This is a genomic window from Sphingomonas sp. PP-CC-3A-396 (assembly GCF_004343105.1).
Classification (GTDB): domain Bacteria; phylum Pseudomonadota; class Alphaproteobacteria; order Sphingomonadales; family Sphingomonadaceae; genus Sphingomonas.
On record NZ_SLYF01000003.1, the window covers coordinates 509,904 to 525,307 of the forward strand.

The following is a 15,404-nucleotide window of genomic DNA, read 5'->3' on the forward strand; positions in this document are numbered from 1 at the left end:
CTTACCTGTATGAAAGGTCTCGCGCTATGCCGTCCGGCTCGCGGACTTCGCCGATCGGTGCGTTACCAGCAACTGTAACCGCCATCGGCCAGGACGATGCTGCCGGTCATCAGGCTCGCCGCATCCGAGGCTAGGAATGCAACGATCGACGCGACTTCTTCGGGTTCGCCGAGACGGCCCTGCGGCGTGCCGTCGATCCAGCGCTTGTACATTTCGCCCTCGCGATCCGCGAAGCTGTTGAGAACGGTGTTGATATAGGTCGGGGCGACCGCGTTGACGCGGACGCCGCGTGGCGCCCATTCGGCAGCGAGGCTCTTAATCAGCTGATGCACTGCGGCCTTCGACGCGTTGTAATAGCTCTGCGGTTGCGGCCGGTTGACGATGAAACCGCTCATCGACCCGACATTGACGATCGCGCCCTTCCCCGCCGCCAGCATGTGCCGGCCAAAGGCGCGCGCGCACCAGAAGGTGCCGTTGAGATTGACGTCGAGTACGTTCAGCCAATGCTCGTCGGCGACGTCTTCGGCCGCGGTTTCGCTGCGTGCGATGCCGGCATTATTCACGAGAATATCGATCGCCCCGAGCTGATCGGCAACGGCAGTCACGCGGGCGGAATCGGTCACGTCCATCGCTACGCCGTCGATCGCGTAGCCCTTGTCCGAGAGCGCCGCCTGCCCGGCTGCGATCACCGCCTCGTCGCGGTCGGCGATCGTCACGTGCGCGCCCATCTCCGCCAGCGCTTCGGCACAGGCCAGGCCGATCCCTGCCGCGCCACCCGTTACGAGGGCACGGCGGCCGGTCAGTTTCAGTCTTTCGAAATACATGGTCGGTCCTCAGGGCAGGAAGGGTGCGGCCGGCATGACGGGCTCGTGCCGCGCCTCCTGCCGGACAAGCGAATAGACCTGCCGCGTCTCGGCATCGAATTCGACCCAGGGCAGGCGGCCGTCGGTCGCGAACCGGATCCACAGCGCGTGCATCCGCTCGGCGAGATCCTGCGGCGGATTGGGTCCGCACAGACCCTGCTCGCCGGTCGCACACGCCAGGGTGTCGAACACGAACGGCAGCTCCATGCCGTGCGACGCGCCGAGCTCGCCGCCGAACATCGGCGAGCGCCAATCGAACTCGTACATATGCGTGCGCCCCTTGTGCGCCTCGGCAAAGCGCCGCGCGGGCCAGCGGAAGACGAGATCGTTCATCGCATCGGTCAGCGCCTGCCCCGGCTTCTTGCCCTTCGTCCCGATCCCGTACGCCTTCAGCACTTTGCGCGCATGCGGTTGCGACTTGTGGAGGACATAGGTCGCCAGCAACCGCCCGATCTTGTCGCGCACGCCGGTGGGGACGAGATACAGGTTCATCTCCTCGGCATTGGTGCCGATCAACAGATCCACCTCCGCGCCAGCGCCGTTCGCCAGCGCATCGAGCGGACGCTGGGGCAGCACGTCGTCGCCGTGGACGGGGACGAAGCGGCTGATCCCGAACACCGGTTCGTGGCCCGCCTCGTCGCGCAGATCGATCCGCGCAGTCGGTGCCGATATCGCCTCGACCGCGTCGATCAATGCGTCATACGGCACACTGCTAAAGCCGGTCGCGTCCGGGGTGATCTTCAGGATCTTCGCGAGCTTCTTCACCAGCCGCTGCATCACCGGGACCGAGCGCGTCATCCCGCCATGGCCGCTCTGGACGATCGCCCGCCGGAACAATCCCTTGGCTTGTGGCGAGGCGATAAGATCGGCGATTGCCATGGCACCCGCGGACTCACCGAACACCGTGATGTTGCCCGGATCGCCACCGAACGCGGTAATGCCGTCCCGTACCCACGTCAGCGCCGCGATCATGTCGCGCAGACCAAGGTTGGTCGGCACGCCCGGGATCGGCAGGAAGCCGTCCACGCCCATCCGGTAATTGATCGCGACGCAGATCACGCCGTCTCGCGCGAACGTGCTGCCGTCCTGCACCGGCGCATCCTTGCTGCCGATCACGAAGCCGCCACCATGGATGAACACCATCACCGGCAGGCCAGTCCGGTGGTCATCGGGCCGCCAGATATTCGCCGTCAGATAGTCGTCGCCCGGCGCCCAGCCTTCACCAATCAGCGGCACGGTATCGAGGCCTGGGAACGCCTTGGTCCGCTGCGGCGCATTGGGTCCGGCCACCGTCGCGTCGCGCACGCCTTGCCACGGCACGACCGGTTGGGGCGGCGTGAACCGGTTCGCACCCACCGGCGCCGCGGCGTAGGGCACGCCGAGGAACCGCCGCACGTCGCCCGCGGCACTCCCCTGCACGATACCGGCGGCGGTCGAGACGATGGGTTGGCTCACGATGTTCTCTCCTCCCGACCGCGGCTCCGGTCGGAGGACCAAGGTAGCAGTCCGGCAAAGCACGTCGCGAACTCACGTTATGCGCATCGTTGCTTTTATCGTGCAGTCCGGTGAGCCGTCGAGCGCCCGCGTTACCAGGCCCCGGCGCCGGTCACACCCTGCCGGTATTCGGCGATGCGCCGTCGGGTCGCCGGCGATGTTGTCTCCGGCAGGTCGCCCAGCGGGAACCAGCCCGCCTGTTCGATCTCCCGCAGGTCGGTGCGGGCGAGAACACCGCTCGCCTCGGTTCGTACGACGAAGATCACGATGTGGTCGTCCTTGCCCTCCCCGCGACTGTGATAGACGCCGAGCACCCGCTCGATCACCGGGTCGGCGATCGCCACTTCCTCGGCAAGCTCGCGCATCAGCGCGGCGGCGATACTCTCGCCCTTCTTCACGCCGCCGCCGGGGAGATACCAGTGGTCGTCATAGGTGTGCCGCACCAGCGCGACCCGCCCGTCCCGGTCCAGCAATAGCGCGCGAACACCGATCGTGCGCGGCTTGCCGATCCGCCATACGAGGCTCGCTATCCTGCCGATCAATCGATGACGTACACCCACGCTTCTATCCCTCTGCCTTCATCGACTCGTCCCAAGGTACCCGGGAACTTGGTTTACGCCCGATGCCGTTGGGAGGCACAACCAAGCAGCGGACGGGCACAGCGAATGGTTTTGTAGCTCGCTCCGAATGCGGTCAGATTGGAATGGCTTCTCCGACATCCTGATCACGGGAGCAATCCGCACCGACTTCAATCAGTGGCAGGGCCCATGACGCGACTTCAACGTGCGAACAACATTTCCGATCTGCGCCTGATGGCACGCAAACGGCTGCCGCGACCGATCTTCGACTATATCGACGGCGGCGCCGACGACGAAGTGTCGCTGCGCCGAAACGTCAGCGCATTTTCGAACTACGAGCTGGTGCCGGACGTCCTGAACGACGTCTCGGAAATCCGGACCGGCACGACGCTCTTCGGACAGCCATCGCGCTGGCCGCTGATGCTGGCGCCGACAGGGCTTACCCGAATGTTCCACGGCCATGCCGAACTCGCCGTAGCGCGCGCGGCCGCACGCCACGGCATCCTCTACAGCCTGTCGACAATGGGAACGACGCGGCTGGAAGACCTTGCCCAGGCCTTCGCCGGACCGAAGGTTTTCCAGATCTATATTTTCAAGGACCGCGGCCTTACCGCAGAGTTCGTCGCTCGCTGCCGGGACGCAGGCTTCCACGGACTGGCGTTGACGGTCGACACACCTGTAGCCGGCAACCGCGAGCGAGACAGGCGCAGCGGACTGTCCCTGCCGCCCAAGCTGACGCTGAAGTCGTTGCTGAGCTTCGCGCGTCATCCCTCATGGTCGCTGCCCGCGCTGACGGGGTCCAAATTCGATCTCGCGAACGTCAGCCACAAGATCGACGCGCTCGCGTCGGGGCCGATGAGCCTGTTCGATTATATCGGCGGCCAGTTCGATAGGTCGGTCGGTTGGCGCGATGTCGAATGGCTCGCCCGCGAGTGGAACGGGCCGCTCGCGATCAAGGGCGTGATGACACCCGAGGACGCGCGCCGTTCGATCGCGTCGGGCGCGACCGGCGTGATGGTATCAAACCATGGCGGCCGCCAACTCGACGGAGCGCCTGCACCGATCGACCAGATCGCGGCGGTGCGCGACACCGTTGGCGATGCGCCAGACGTCATCTGCGACGGCGGCATCAGGCGCGGGTCGGATGTTGTGAAGGCGTTGGCGCTAGGGGCGACCGCCTGTTCGATCGGGCGCCCATATCTGTACGGCCTGGCAGCGGGCGGAGAAGCAGGCGTCGATCGCGTCCTAACGCTGTTGACCGAAGAATTCGAGCGCACGTTGACTCTCGCTGGCGTGAATGATGCAGCAGCCTTGTCACGTGGCCATGTTCGATCTCGGGAAAACCGGAGTGATATGGCGTAGCTCTCGGCATAAATAAGATCGCCATGTTCGCTGGCGCTACTGAACAGGCCCAAACGATGCGTGTGTATCCGAATCCCTGCTGCCTTGACCGGATCTGATGTTTTTTGGCATAAGTGTACTCAAGAGAAGCAGCCTAATTGCCCGATCTAACATTCCATAGTTCGGGCTCTTGCTAACATCTCAAAATAGATTTCAAATCAGATTGACCCACTTGCGATCATTCGCGGCCTCTTTCTAGCTCCCCAACTTCTGCCATCCATTCAGTATTGCAGCAAAGAAGGTGCTGAGCCTCGGCCCTGCCCGCTGCCTCGCCAGCTTTCAAAAAGGATGATGAGGCGTCAAAGCTTTTGCCGGCCCATTAACGGGCTGTCGGCTGCATAAGCTCTATCGTGATATGATCGGGGCCTGAAACGTAGGCCACCAACGTTCCCTTCCGTGGACCACCCGGGATCGGCAGCGGATTGCCTTTCGCCTTCCATCCTGCTGCCTCGACACGGGCAATGGCGACATGAATATCCTTTACGGTCAGAGCCAGATGGGCCGCGCCGATCGATCCCGCGCCGCTGGGCACCGTCCCGTTCTGGAACCCGTTTGAATATTCCAACAGTTCGACCACGTAGCCGTCTTGTGCCTTGACGATTGCCGTTCTCACTTTCGGATCATCGACACCTGTCACCTGATGGAGGAAATGGCCCCCCATCTCCGATTGCCGCTCAAGTGTGAAACCGAGCGCTCCCGTCCAGAACCGAACGGCTTCGTCCAAAGACGACACAGCGAAGCCTGTGTGGTCCACGCCAATTACGCTTGCGGCGTCCGTCATTACTGCCCTCTCACTGGTATGCCGCCCGTGCTTACCACGCGACCGTTCACCATCGTAAACTGCTTTCCCTAAACCCTTCCCCGCATACACTTTCCCAATATGGGCTGGTGGGCACGGAGAAACGGAAAGGCTTCGAGCTCCTAAAGCAGCGAGTTCCAGGATGCGAAAGACCTTGGGAGCAGACGAGCTTGGTATGCAGCGATCAGGCGACCAGCGGCCGCGGAGACCCACATTCGGTCATCCCGATGCGGCTTTTGCCGTTCCGAATTCCGACATCCGTTCATGTTTGCCGCTGACTTGAGCGATCAATCATGACGGCGGTACGGAGCAAGCTTGCGCGGGCCAGCGACGTATAGCTGGTGCGGTGATCTCCCTTGACCTGCTCCTCAGAAGTCATCCGCTTGGTAAGTTATCTCGTCAGATGCAGGGGAGTGATGCGGCATGGCCGATCTTGCGAGCATCAGATCATTGGCGCCCTACGTGAGCATAAGGCTGACGCGAAAACATCGCTCGGATGGCGACGATGTCAGCCAATCGAATTGTAGCTAAGCCGATCATGGAGATTTACGATTGCAGGAACGAGCATTACCGCCGGCGGACTACTTTACAGAAAGTTGGAGGGAGCCACGCTGCCATTGGAGTTCCGGCCCAGCGCGTTGATCAAGGCGAATGCGGACAGCCTGCGCCAGACGGTCCGCGTGATCGTTGCGACTGCAGCAGCGTTTGCGGCGTACAAGACGCTCGGCCTGCACGAGGGCTATTGGGCGGTGTTCACCGTGCTGATCGTGATGCAGGCGTCGATCGGGGGAACGCTCGGCGCGGCGACCGATCGGTTACTGGGGACCTTGCTGGGCGCGGTGCTAGGCGGCATCGGCGCGGCGCTCGGGCGGACCGATACGCTCGAACTCGGGCTGGTGCTCGTCACCGTAACCGGCATCGCCGCACTCGTCGCGTCGGTCCGGCCGCGGTTGCGGATCGCGCCGGTCACCGCCGCGATCATGCTGCTCAGCGCGCCGCCGGGCTCTTCGGTGGAAATCTTCGTCCGTGATCGCATCATCGAGATCGGCCTGGGCGGCATGATCGGCGTGCTGGCGGCGATGCTGATCCTGCCGGCACGCTCGCACGGCGTGGTGATCGCACGCACGCTGGCCGTGCTCAGCCATATCGAACGGATGCTGCGCGCGCAGGCCGACGCGCTGACCGCCGGGCTCGCGCTACCCTCGTCCCCCGAACACGCCGCACTCCGTCATGCGCTTGCCGCGGTCGAGCTGGCGATGAAGGATGCCGACCGCGAGCGCGCCTCGCGCCTCGCCGATCACGGTATCCCCGCCGCCGTCCCGCGCACGCTCTGGCGGATCCGCAACGACCTCGTGCTGAGCGGTCGCGCGCTCGACGAGCCGCTGCCCCCGGCGGCGATGGCAGCGCTCGCCGAGCCGTCGGCGGCGATGCTGACCGCGCATGCCGCGCTGGCGGCCCGGTGTTCGGAGGCGCTCCGCACGCGTGGAAAAGTAGATCGCGGCGACGTCGAAGCCTGCTATCGGATGTTCGGTACCGCGCTCGACCTGTTCCGCCGGAGCGATGCCGCAGCAACGCTGGATTTCGACGCATCCGGGCGCGTGTTCGGGCTCGCCTTTGCCGCGGGCCGGCTGCACCGCGACCTGCTCGACCTCGCCGGTCGCGTCGACGAGATCGCGCCGACCAAGGTGCTCGCTGCCGACCCAAGCTGACCGCGCGGCTTTGACGCTGGCCGCGCTCGCGGTACGGGCGGCGATGACCGACACCCTATCGACGCCCGACCTCGCCGCCGAACTGGTCGCGCTGCTCGACCTCGAACCGCTCGATACCGACCTGTTCCGCGGACCGCAGCGACCCGGCGCAACCGCGCGCGTCTTCGGTGGGCAGGTCGTCGCGCAGGCGCTGATGGCGGCGCAGCGTTCGGTCAACGCACCCGCCGTGGCGCACAGCATGCACGCCTATTTCCTGCGCGCCGGCACCGAGACGCAACCGATCATCTTCCGGGTCGAGCGCGACTTCGACGGCAAGTCGTTCGCCAACCGCCGCGTCACCGCGAGCCAGAACGGCGCGACGATCCTGACGCTGGCTGCGTCGTTCCAGCGGCCGGAAGCAGGCCTGGAGCATGCGATCGCGATGCCCGATCTTCCCCCGCCGGAAGAGCTGCGCTCGCTCGACATCCTCGCTGGCGACTATGCGGGTATCTCCGCGCAAGCCGTCGCGTTTCTCGGCCAGCCGTCCGCCTTCGATATCCGGCCCTGCGGCGTGCCCGCGTTCCTGCAGACCGAGCCCGGCACGCCCGTGTCTCATGTCTGGATCCGGTTCCGGGGCAGCGCACCGACCGATCCCGCGATGCGCCGCGGCGTGCTCGCGTATCTGTCGGACTACGCACTGCTCAGCGCGTCGCTGATCCCGCACGGCGTCACCATGTTCGAGCACAGCATGCAGACTGCCAGTCTCGATCACGCAATGTGGTTCCACGAGGACGTGCCGCTCGACGACTGGCTCCTGTATAGCAGCGAGAGCCCGTGGTCGGGGCATGGTCGCGGCATCGCGCGCGGCGTGTTCCATAGCCGCGACGGGCGGGCGGTCGCGCATGTGACGCAGGAAGGGTTGATCCGCATGCGACCCGACCTCGCGCCGCGCACCACGATCCCGCATATGCCCTGACCAACTCGACCCCGATCGATCCGCGCTGAATCAGCTCAACGCGGAAATCCATGTTGACAGCGCATTTGTACGGACATTAATACTATCTCGCGCCAGAGAAGCTGGTCCCTGGATGTCGCGCCGCGGAAGACGGACGATCCCGATCTCGAGAGGATGTCTGTATGCGTCATTCGTACGCCGTATCGCTGTGCGCATTGCTCGCGGTACTGCCATCGGTAGCCCGGGCGCAGACCGCGTCTCCGCTCGATACCGATCCGTCGTACCAGACGATGCTGGCGCTGATCGACGAGATGGTCGAGAACAAGCTGGTCAGCCGCGAGCGTGCCGATACGCTGATCGCCAATGCCAAGGCGAAAGCCGGTCGTGCGCTTGCCGCGAATGCCCCGTCACCAGCGGCCCCGCCACTGACAGCCCCGGTATTGCCGCCGACCCGCGTGCAGGTCGCCAACCAGACGGCCGATCCCGGCGCGAAGATCGCCCCCGTGCCGGTCGGCAACGCACAGGTCGTGAACGCCGGCGGGGTCGCGCTGCCCGCCGATCTCGCGGTCGACTGGAGCCGCGGGGCGCCGGTGTTCAGCAGCCGCGACGGGAAGTTCACCTTCAAGATGCGCGGGCGGCTGTTGGCGGATATCTCGTCTACCGGCGGGTCGGATTTCGACCGTCGCAACATCACCGTCTCGACACTGCGCCAGTTCCGCGTCGGCGCGATCGGCACGATCGGCGATCACCTGTTCTACCAGTTCGAGACCGATTTCCGCCGCAACGCGACCGAGGTCGTGCAGGCGTTCGTCGGTTACCGCCAGAAGTTTGGCAAGACCGATGCGGACGTCCGGTTCGGCAATCTCATCACCGATCGCGGCATCGACATCGGCACCGCGTCGACCGCCAATCCGTTCATCACGACGAACATCAACACCACCGCGCTCGCGACGCAGGGCGGCAAGGTCTTCCTGATGGGCGCGGTCGGCCGTGCGGGCGGCAAGAACTGGCATGCGAGCCTCGGCGTTCACGGTGATGCGATCGACAGCGATTTCACGCGCAGCGACAACCGCATGTTCCTGGGCCGCGCGCACTGGAACCCGATCCTCACCAAGCATGGCCTGATCCACATCGGCGGCTGGGCGTATAGCGAGAACATTCCCGACACGACGCTGCCGACCACGTTCGCGCAGGGCATGGCGGGGGCGCTCAACAACAGCGTCCGTGTCGAGTCCGCGGCGCTGACCGGGGCGGACGGATCGAAGGCGTTCGGGCTCGAACTCGGCGGCACGCTCGGGCCGTTCTACGCGTTCGGCGAATATGGCCAGCGGACCGTGCATGGCGGCCCGACCTCGACCTTCCGCAGCGGCAAGATCAAGGCCTTGTCGATCAATGGCGGGTTCTGGATCACCGGCGAGACGCCGACCTATTCGGCGCGCAGCGGCACCTATGTCGCGCCGAACGTGCTGCACTCGGTGCTCGATGGCGGCTGGGGCGCGCTGGAGGCGGTGGTGCGCTACGAGGATCTCGACAGTTCGAGCCTCCCGCTCGGCGGCACCGGTACCGCGGGCACGCTCGGGCTGAACTGGTCGCTGACGAACAATTTCCGGTTCATGGCGGACTATACCCATTTCCGTACCGACAACCGGACGGGGAGTTTCGTCGGGCGCGATAGCGGCGACACGTTCGCGGCAAGGGCCGAAGTGGCGTTCTGACGCCAAGCGCCGCTCGCATCGACTTGCCAGCATACCATAAGTTCGATAATGTCCGTACAAAGCGATAAGGAGGATGTATGAGCCTTTCGGCTATCAAAGTTGGCGAGCAGCGCTACCGCGCGAGCTATGGCCGCTATCTCGAGGATTTCGTCGTCGGCGACATTTACGAGCATCGCCCCGGGCGGACGATCACCGACGCGGACAATATCCAGTTCTCGTTGATGACGATGAACGCACACCCGATGCACTGCGACGCGCAATATGCCGCCAAGAGCGAATTCGGGCGACTGCTGGTCAATAGCGGGCTGACGCTGGCGATCGTGCTGGGCATGACCGTTAACGACGTCAGCGGCAAGTCACCTGCCAATCTCGGCTGGACCGAGATCAAGCTGACGCATCCGGTGTTCGGCGGCGACACGCTGACCGCGGAAACCGAAGTGCTCGAGATCCGCGACTCCAAATCGCGGCCGACGCAGGGAATCGTCACGACCCGCACCCGCGCGTTCAACCAGGACGCCAAGCAGATCATGGAGTTCACGCGCAACTCGCTGGTCTACAAGCGCGGTGAATCTCCCGGCGACAAATAGCCCGACCGATCGATTGACCGGTCGCCCTTGGTGACCGGACGCCCCCCGCGCGGCCTGCGAGAGCTTCGACCAACGAAGACCCGGCCCGTCGTCATTCCGAAGAGAGGTAGCCCCATGGCCGATACCATCGCCGTCAACGCAGGAGCCAGGCTGGACCGTCTGCCCATCTCCCGATTCCATTGGCGTATCCTGGGGCTGATCAGCGCGGGCGCATTCCTGGACGCGTTCGACGTCTATCTTGCGGGCGGCGTCATCGCCGCGCTGAAGGCGGAGGGCTTCTCGACGCTGGCGCAGGCCGCGGTGTTCATGTCGATGACGTTCCTCGGCATGATGATCGGCGCAGGCATGGCCGGCTATGTCGGCGATCGGTTCGGGCGTCGCGCGTCCTACCAGTTCAATCTCGCGCTGTTCGGGCTCGCGTCGATCGCGGCGATCTTCTCACCCAACATGACGTTCCTGATCGTCTGCCGCTTCATCATGGGTATCGGCCTTGGTGCGGAGCTGGTGGTCGCGGCGGGCACGCTCGGCGAGTTCATCCCGCCGGCCTATCGTGGTCGCTGGGTGTCGATCATGGGCATGGTCGTCAATTCGGGCCTGCTGGTCGCGACTTCGGTCGGCTATATCGTCATCCCGACGCTCGGCTGGCGCTACATGTTCGCGATTGGCGGCATCCTTGCGCTGATCGTCTGGGTGATGCGCAAGAAGATGCCGGAATCGCCGCGCTGGCTGGAATCGGTCGGGCGCAACGACGAGGCCGAGGCGACGCTGCGCGAGATCGAAGCCGAGGTCATCGCGCACAAGGGCCCCCTCGCCGCCGTCCCCGAAGTCCGTGTTGTGCCGAAGGTCCACGCACCGCTCAGCGCGCTGTTCGGCTCCAAACTGCGGCGCCGCCTGATCGCCGCGACACTCGCCGCGATCGCGGTCAACGTCTCGGTCTATGGCTTCGTCGCGTGGTTGCCGACCTTCCTGGTCAGCCACGGTACCGGGATCGTCACCTCGCTCTGGTACACGACGCTGATGTCGTTCGGCAGCGTGTTCGGTGCGATCGTCGCGATCGGCATCGCCGACCGCATCTCGCGCCGCGCCTCGCTGATCGCGGCGGCTGTCGCGATCATGATCTTCGGATTCCTGTATCCCAATGCGCACGGTGACCTGATGGTGCCGCTGACGGGCTTCCTGCTCGTGTCGAGCATCTACACGCTCGTGACGCTGGCGCTGTTCGCCTACATCCCGGAGCTGTTCCCGACTGCCTATCGGCTGCGCGGTACCGGTTTCGCCGGCATGTGCGGGCGCGCCGCGTCGATGGTCACACCCCATGCCACCGTCGCGCTGTTCGAGCGCTTCGGGCTGGAGGGCGTGCTCGGCATGGTCGGCGTGGTGCTCGCCTGCATGATCGCCGCGGTCGGCCTGTTGAACATCGAGACCACCGGCCAGTCGCTCGACGACGTGGCCGATGACTCGCTGGTCACCGGGGGGGCTGCCAAGTGATGCTTTCGCAAACCTTCGCCGAGTTCGCGACTGGCCTGACGCTCGACGCCATTCCCGAGCGGGTCCGGGAGCGCGCGCGCTACCTGATCCTGGATCCAGTCGGCACCGGTCTAGCGGCAGTCGGCGCAGACTGGGCCGAGGCAACGTTCGCCGCCGCGGGCGACCTGGGCAGCGGCACGGCGCCGGTACTCGGATATGGCCGTACGCTGGCGATGCGCGACGCGGCGCTGATGAACGGGCTCGTCACGCACGGCCTCGACTATGACGACACGCATTCGCGTGGGATCATCCACGCGACCGTCAGTGCCTTCCCGACAGCACTCGTTGCAGCGGACAAGGCGGGCGCCTCAGGCGGCGACTTGCTTGTCGCCTATATCGCAGCGATGGAGGTCTCGACGCGGGTCGCCGCCGTCGGCGCGGGCGGGTTCCACTCCTTCGGCTTCCACCCGACCGGGTTGATTGGCGCATTCGGATCGACGCTCGCCGCCGGCAGGTTGCTCGGGCTGGACGCGCAGCAGATCGCGATGGCGCAGGGGATCGTGCTGTCGATGGCCGGCGGAAGTCTGGAGTTTCTGGCCGACGGTGCGTGGACCAAGCGCCTGCATCCCGGCTGGGCGGCAAGCTCGGCATTGACCGCCGCCACGCTCGCCAAGCGCGGCTTCGTCGGACCGCCTGCTGCGTATGAAGGCCGTTTCGGTCTGTATGCGCTGTATCTGCGCGACGCCACCCCTGCCCTGCTCGCGCAAGCGACCGAAGCGCTCGGCGAGACCTGGGAGATCGAGGCGGTATCGGTGAAGCCGCTGCCGGCCTGCCATATGACGCATGCCGCGATCGATGCGGCGATCGCGTTGCGCACGGAATACGATCTGACCGCGGCCGATATCGCCAAGGTCATCGTACTGGTACCCGAGGCGGTCATCCCGATCGTCTGCGAGCCAGTCGCCCCCAAGCGGACGCCACGAACCGGCTACGACGCGCAATTCTCGATCCCCTACACGGTCGCGACCGCGCTGTTGACGGGCAAGTTCACGCTCGATGCGCTCGATCCGGCGGCACTGAACGATCCGGCGGTGCTCGATCTGGCGACGCGCGTCGAGTACGCGATCGACCCGGACAGCGATTATCCCAAACACTTCACCGGCGAAGTCATCGTCCAAACCCACGACGGCCGCATGCTGCGCCACCGCGAGGCGATCAACCGCGGTGCGTCCGACCGGCCGCTCAGCAACGCCGACATCGACGCCAAATATTTCGAGAACGCCGCGCGCACGGTCAACGCGACGCGCGCCGCGCACATCCGCGCCGCCGTGCTCGACATGGACCGGCACCCCGCTTCCGCGCTCGGCGACATCCTCGCCGGCGCCACTGCCCCTCAAGGAGTATCCGTATGACCCTGGCAAACTCGATCGCCGCCGATGGCGCGATGACCGACGAAGAGATCATGATCCTCGATTCGATCGACAAGTTCCTCGAAACCGATGTTAGGCCGTTCGTCCATCAGCTCGAGCATGACGACGAATACCCGCAGAAGATCGTCGACACGATGAAGGAGATGGGCCTGTTCGGCCTGATGATCGCGCCCGAATTCGGCGGGTTCGGCATCTCCACGCTGACCTATGCGCGGATCATCGAGAAGATCTCGACCGTGTGGATGTCTGTCGCTGGCATCATCAACAGCCACATGATCATGGCGATGACGGTCCAGCGCTGCGGCACCGAGGCACAGAAGGATCATTACCTGCCGAAGTTCGCGACCGGCGAACTGCGCGGCGGCATCGGCCTGACCGAGCCCGATGCGGGCACCGACCTCCAGGCGATCCGCACCACCGCAGTGCGCGACGGCGACGACTATGTGGTCAACGGCAGCAAGATGTGGATCACCAATTCGGGCTCGGGCAACACCATCCTGTTGCTGGTCAAGACCGACACGGCCGCCGAGCCGCGCCACAAGGGCATGAGCCTGCTGATCGCCGAGAAGGGCGACGGCTTCATCGTGTCGAAGAAGCTGGAGAAGCTCGGCTACAAGGGCATCGACAGCAACGCGCTGACGTTCGACGGGTACCGCGTGCCGGTCGATCGGCTGATCGGTGGGATCGAAGGCGTCGGCCTGAAGCAGGTGCTGGGCGGGCTCGAACTCGGCCGGATCAACGTCGCGGCGCGCGGCGTCGGCATCGCACAGGCGGCGCTGGATGAAGCGGTCGCCTATTCGCAAACACGAAAGACCTTTGCCAAGCCGATCTGCGAGCATCAGGCGATCCAGCTGAAACTGGGCGAGATGACGACGCGCACCTATGCCGCCCGCCTGCTCACTGAAGCCGCCGCCAAGGCGTATGACCGCGGCGAGCGTTGCGACATGGAAGCCGGCATGGCCAAGTATTTCGCGACCGAAGCGGGGCTGGAAAATGCGATCGAGGCGATGCGGATCTTCGGCGGCTACGGCTATTCGAAGGAATATAATGTCGAGCGGCTCTACCGCGACGCACCTTTGCTGACGATTGGCGAGGGCACCAACGAACTGCAACGCATCATCATCGCCAAGCAAATTATCGCGCGGAACCCGGCATGAGCCAGCCACTCGCGGGCCTCCGCATCGTCGCGGTCGAACAATATGGCGCAGGGCCGTTCGGCACGCAGCAGCTCGCCGATCTCGGGGCCGAGGTCATCAAGATCGAGAATCACAAGGATGGCGGCGATATCGGGCGACATGTCGGCCCGTACTTCTTCGCGCCGGGCGACAGCCATTTCTACGAATCGCTCAACCGCAACAAGCGCAGCATCGGCCTCGACCTGAAGAGCGCGGACGGGCGCGCCGTGCTGGAAAAGCTCGTCGCGGAATCAGACGTGGTGTTTAACAATCTGCGCGGCGACCTGCCGGCAAAGCTCGGGCTCGACTATGCCGCGCTATCGCAGTTCAACCCGGCGATCGCCTGCGTCCACCTCTCGGCCTATGGCCGCACCGGCAGCCGCGCGGCGTGGCCCGGCTACGACTATTTGATGCAGGCCGAGGCGGGCTACCTGTCGCTGACCGGTGAGCCGGGGACGCCTCCCGCGCGCTTCGGTCTGTCGATCGTCGACTTCATGACCGGCACCACGGCCGCGCTCGCGATCCTCGCTGGCGTCGTCTCGGCGCGCGCGAGCGGGATCGGTCGCGATCTGGACGTCAGCCTGTTCGACGTCGCGCTCGGCAACCTCAACTATGTCGCCGAATGGTATCTCAACGGCGGCGTGACCGTCGAACGCACGTCGCGATCGAGCCATCCCTCGCTCACCCCCAGCCAACTCTACACGACCAGCGATGGCTGGATCTTCGTGATGTGCAACAAGGAGAAGTTCTTCGAGGTCCTGTGCGGGCTGATCGAGCGTCCCGAATGGGCGACCGATCCGCGCTATGCGACCTTTGCCGCGCGGCTGGAGAACAGGCCCGCGTTCAACGCCGATCTCGATGCGGTGTTGTCGACCCGCACCACGGCGGACTGGATGCAGCTGTTCGAAGGCCGCGTGCCGGCCGCGCCGGTGCTCGACGTCCAGCAGGCGCTCGACAATCCGTTTCTTGCGGAATCGAAGCGGATCGTCGACTTCCAGCATCCCGAGCACGGCCCCCTGCCCGGCATCGCCTCGTCGATCCGCGCGGGCGGCGTCGAACATCCGGACAAGGCTGCCCCAGCACTCGGTGCGGATACCGACGCCATCCTCGCTACGCTGGGCTACACCGATCACGACGTGGCAGCTCTGCGGACCCGCGGCGCGGTACGGTGACACCCGCGCTTGCATCGAACGCCAAGGCATTGGACGGTGTGCTATTGTCCGGATCACCCGACAAAGCGACCGATGGATAT

The 15,404-nt window shown here is 65.1% G+C and carries 13 protein-coding genes; 9 read left to right on the forward strand and 4 right to left on the reverse strand.

Translation table 11 applies throughout. The annotated features are described in order from the left end of the window. Positions 1-62: 62 nt before the first annotated feature. The 3 genes from C8J40_RS08345 to C8J40_RS08355 all read right to left on the reverse strand — a co-directional run bounded on the left by C8J40_RS08345 (position 63) and on the right by C8J40_RS08355 (position 2,917). A complete protein-coding gene (locus tag C8J40_RS08345; RefSeq protein ID WP_132896600.1) occupies positions 63-824 on the reverse strand; it encodes an SDR family oxidoreductase in 762 nt (253 codons plus the stop codon). Positions 825-833: 9 nt separating this feature from the next. Next, on the reverse strand, positions 834-2,318 hold the full coding sequence (locus C8J40_RS08350; RefSeq protein WP_243693278.1) for a carboxylesterase family protein: 1,485 nt from the start codon (positions 2,316-2,318) through the stop codon (positions 834-836). A 131-nt stretch (positions 2,319-2,449) separates the two neighbouring features. Next, a complete protein-coding gene (locus C8J40_RS08355) occupies positions 2,450-2,917 on the reverse strand; it encodes an NUDIX domain-containing protein (RefSeq protein ID WP_132896602.1) in 468 nt (155 codons plus the stop codon). A 252-nt stretch (positions 2,918-3,169) separates the two neighbouring features. On the opposite strand from C8J40_RS08355, the gene C8J40_RS08360 reads away from it, so the two are divergent. Next, positions 3,170-4,297 carry an alpha-hydroxy acid oxidase gene (locus C8J40_RS08360; RefSeq protein WP_243693279.1) on the forward strand — a complete coding sequence of 376 codons (1,128 nt, stop codon included), beginning with the start codon at positions 3,170-3,172 and terminating at the stop codon, positions 4,295-4,297. Between the two features lie 358 nt (positions 4,298-4,655). Here the strand turns inward: C8J40_RS08360 and C8J40_RS08365 are convergent, their stop codons facing one another. Further along, a complete protein-coding gene (locus tag C8J40_RS08365) occupies positions 4,656-5,117 on the reverse strand; it encodes a VOC family protein (RefSeq protein ID WP_132896604.1) in 462 nt (153 codons plus the stop codon). Positions 5,118-5,752: 635 nt separating this feature from the next. Between C8J40_RS08365 and C8J40_RS08370 the strand changes: the two genes are divergently transcribed. From C8J40_RS08370 to C8J40_RS08405, 8 genes are all read left to right on the forward strand, one after another. After that, entirely contained in the window at positions 5,753-6,844 is a 1,092-nt protein-coding gene (locus C8J40_RS08370) for an FUSC family protein (RefSeq protein WP_132896605.1), read from the forward strand. A 43-nt stretch (positions 6,845-6,887) separates the two neighbouring features. Beyond that, positions 6,888-7,799, forward strand: a complete 912-nt coding sequence (locus C8J40_RS08375; RefSeq protein ID WP_132896606.1) for an acyl-CoA thioesterase II — start codon at positions 6,888-6,890, stop codon at positions 7,797-7,799. Positions 7,800-7,960: 161 nt separating this feature from the next. Beyond that, a complete protein-coding gene (locus tag C8J40_RS08380) occupies positions 7,961-9,493 on the forward strand; it encodes a porin (protein WP_132896607.1) in 1,533 nt (510 codons plus the stop codon). A gap of 77 nt (positions 9,494-9,570) precedes the next feature. Further along, on the forward strand, positions 9,571-10,080 hold the full coding sequence (locus C8J40_RS08385) for a MaoC family dehydratase (protein ID WP_132896608.1): 510 nt from the start codon (positions 9,571-9,573) through the stop codon (positions 10,078-10,080). A 114-nt stretch (positions 10,081-10,194) separates the two neighbouring features. Then, complete coding sequence (locus tag C8J40_RS08390; protein ID WP_132896609.1) at positions 10,195-11,568, forward strand: MFS transporter; 1,374 nt, start codon at positions 10,195-10,197, stop codon at positions 11,566-11,568. Beyond that, positions 11,568-12,959 carry an MmgE/PrpD family protein gene (locus tag C8J40_RS08395; protein WP_132896675.1) on the forward strand — a complete coding sequence of 464 codons (1,392 nt, stop codon included), beginning with the start codon at positions 11,568-11,570 and terminating at the stop codon, positions 12,957-12,959. The genes C8J40_RS08390 and C8J40_RS08395 overlap by 1 nt, the downstream gene beginning before the upstream one ends. Then, positions 12,956-14,134, forward strand: a complete 1,179-nt coding sequence (locus C8J40_RS08400) for an acyl-CoA dehydrogenase family protein (protein WP_132896610.1) — start codon at positions 12,956-12,958, stop codon at positions 14,132-14,134. The genes C8J40_RS08395 and C8J40_RS08400 overlap by 4 nt, the downstream gene beginning before the upstream one ends. Further along, positions 14,131-15,324 (forward strand): CoA transferase, encoded by a 1,194-nt coding sequence (locus C8J40_RS08405; RefSeq protein WP_132896611.1) that lies wholly within the window; start codon positions 14,131-14,133, stop codon positions 15,322-15,324. The genes C8J40_RS08400 and C8J40_RS08405 overlap by 4 nt, the downstream gene beginning before the upstream one ends. The last annotated feature ends 80 nt before the right edge of the window (positions 15,325-15,404 follow it).

What these genes read in the sequence shown, in the direction of transcription:
- C8J40_RS08345 (WP_132896600.1), bottom strand. Translation starts at nt 824, where the DNA reads ATGTATTTCGAAAGACTGAAACTGACCGGCCGCCGTGCCCTCGTAACG.
- C8J40_RS08360 (WP_243693279.1), top strand. Translation starts at nt 3,170, where the DNA reads ATGGCACGCAAACGGCTGCCGCGACCGATCTTCGACTATATCGACGGC.
- C8J40_RS08365 (WP_132896604.1), bottom strand. Translation starts at nt 5,117, where the DNA reads ATGACGGACGCCGCAAGCGTAATTGGCGTGGACCACACAGGCTTCGCT.
- C8J40_RS08375 (WP_132896606.1), top strand. Translation starts at nt 6,888, where the DNA reads ATGACCGACACCCTATCGACGCCCGACCTCGCCGCCGAACTGGTCGCG.
- C8J40_RS08380 (WP_132896607.1), top strand. Translation starts at nt 7,961, where the DNA reads ATGCGTCATTCGTACGCCGTATCGCTGTGCGCATTGCTCGCGGTACTG.
- C8J40_RS08385 (WP_132896608.1), top strand. Translation starts at nt 9,571, where the DNA reads ATGAGCCTTTCGGCTATCAAAGTTGGCGAGCAGCGCTACCGCGCGAGC.
- C8J40_RS08390 (WP_132896609.1), top strand. Translation starts at nt 10,195, where the DNA reads ATGGCCGATACCATCGCCGTCAACGCAGGAGCCAGGCTGGACCGTCTG.
- C8J40_RS08395 (WP_132896675.1), top strand. Translation starts at nt 11,568, where the DNA reads ATGCTTTCGCAAACCTTCGCCGAGTTCGCGACTGGCCTGACGCTCGAC.
- C8J40_RS08400 (WP_132896610.1), top strand. Translation starts at nt 12,956, where the DNA reads ATGACCCTGGCAAACTCGATCGCCGCCGATGGCGCGATGACCGACGAA.
- C8J40_RS08405 (WP_132896611.1), top strand. Translation starts at nt 14,131, where the DNA reads ATGAGCCAGCCACTCGCGGGCCTCCGCATCGTCGCGGTCGAACAATAT.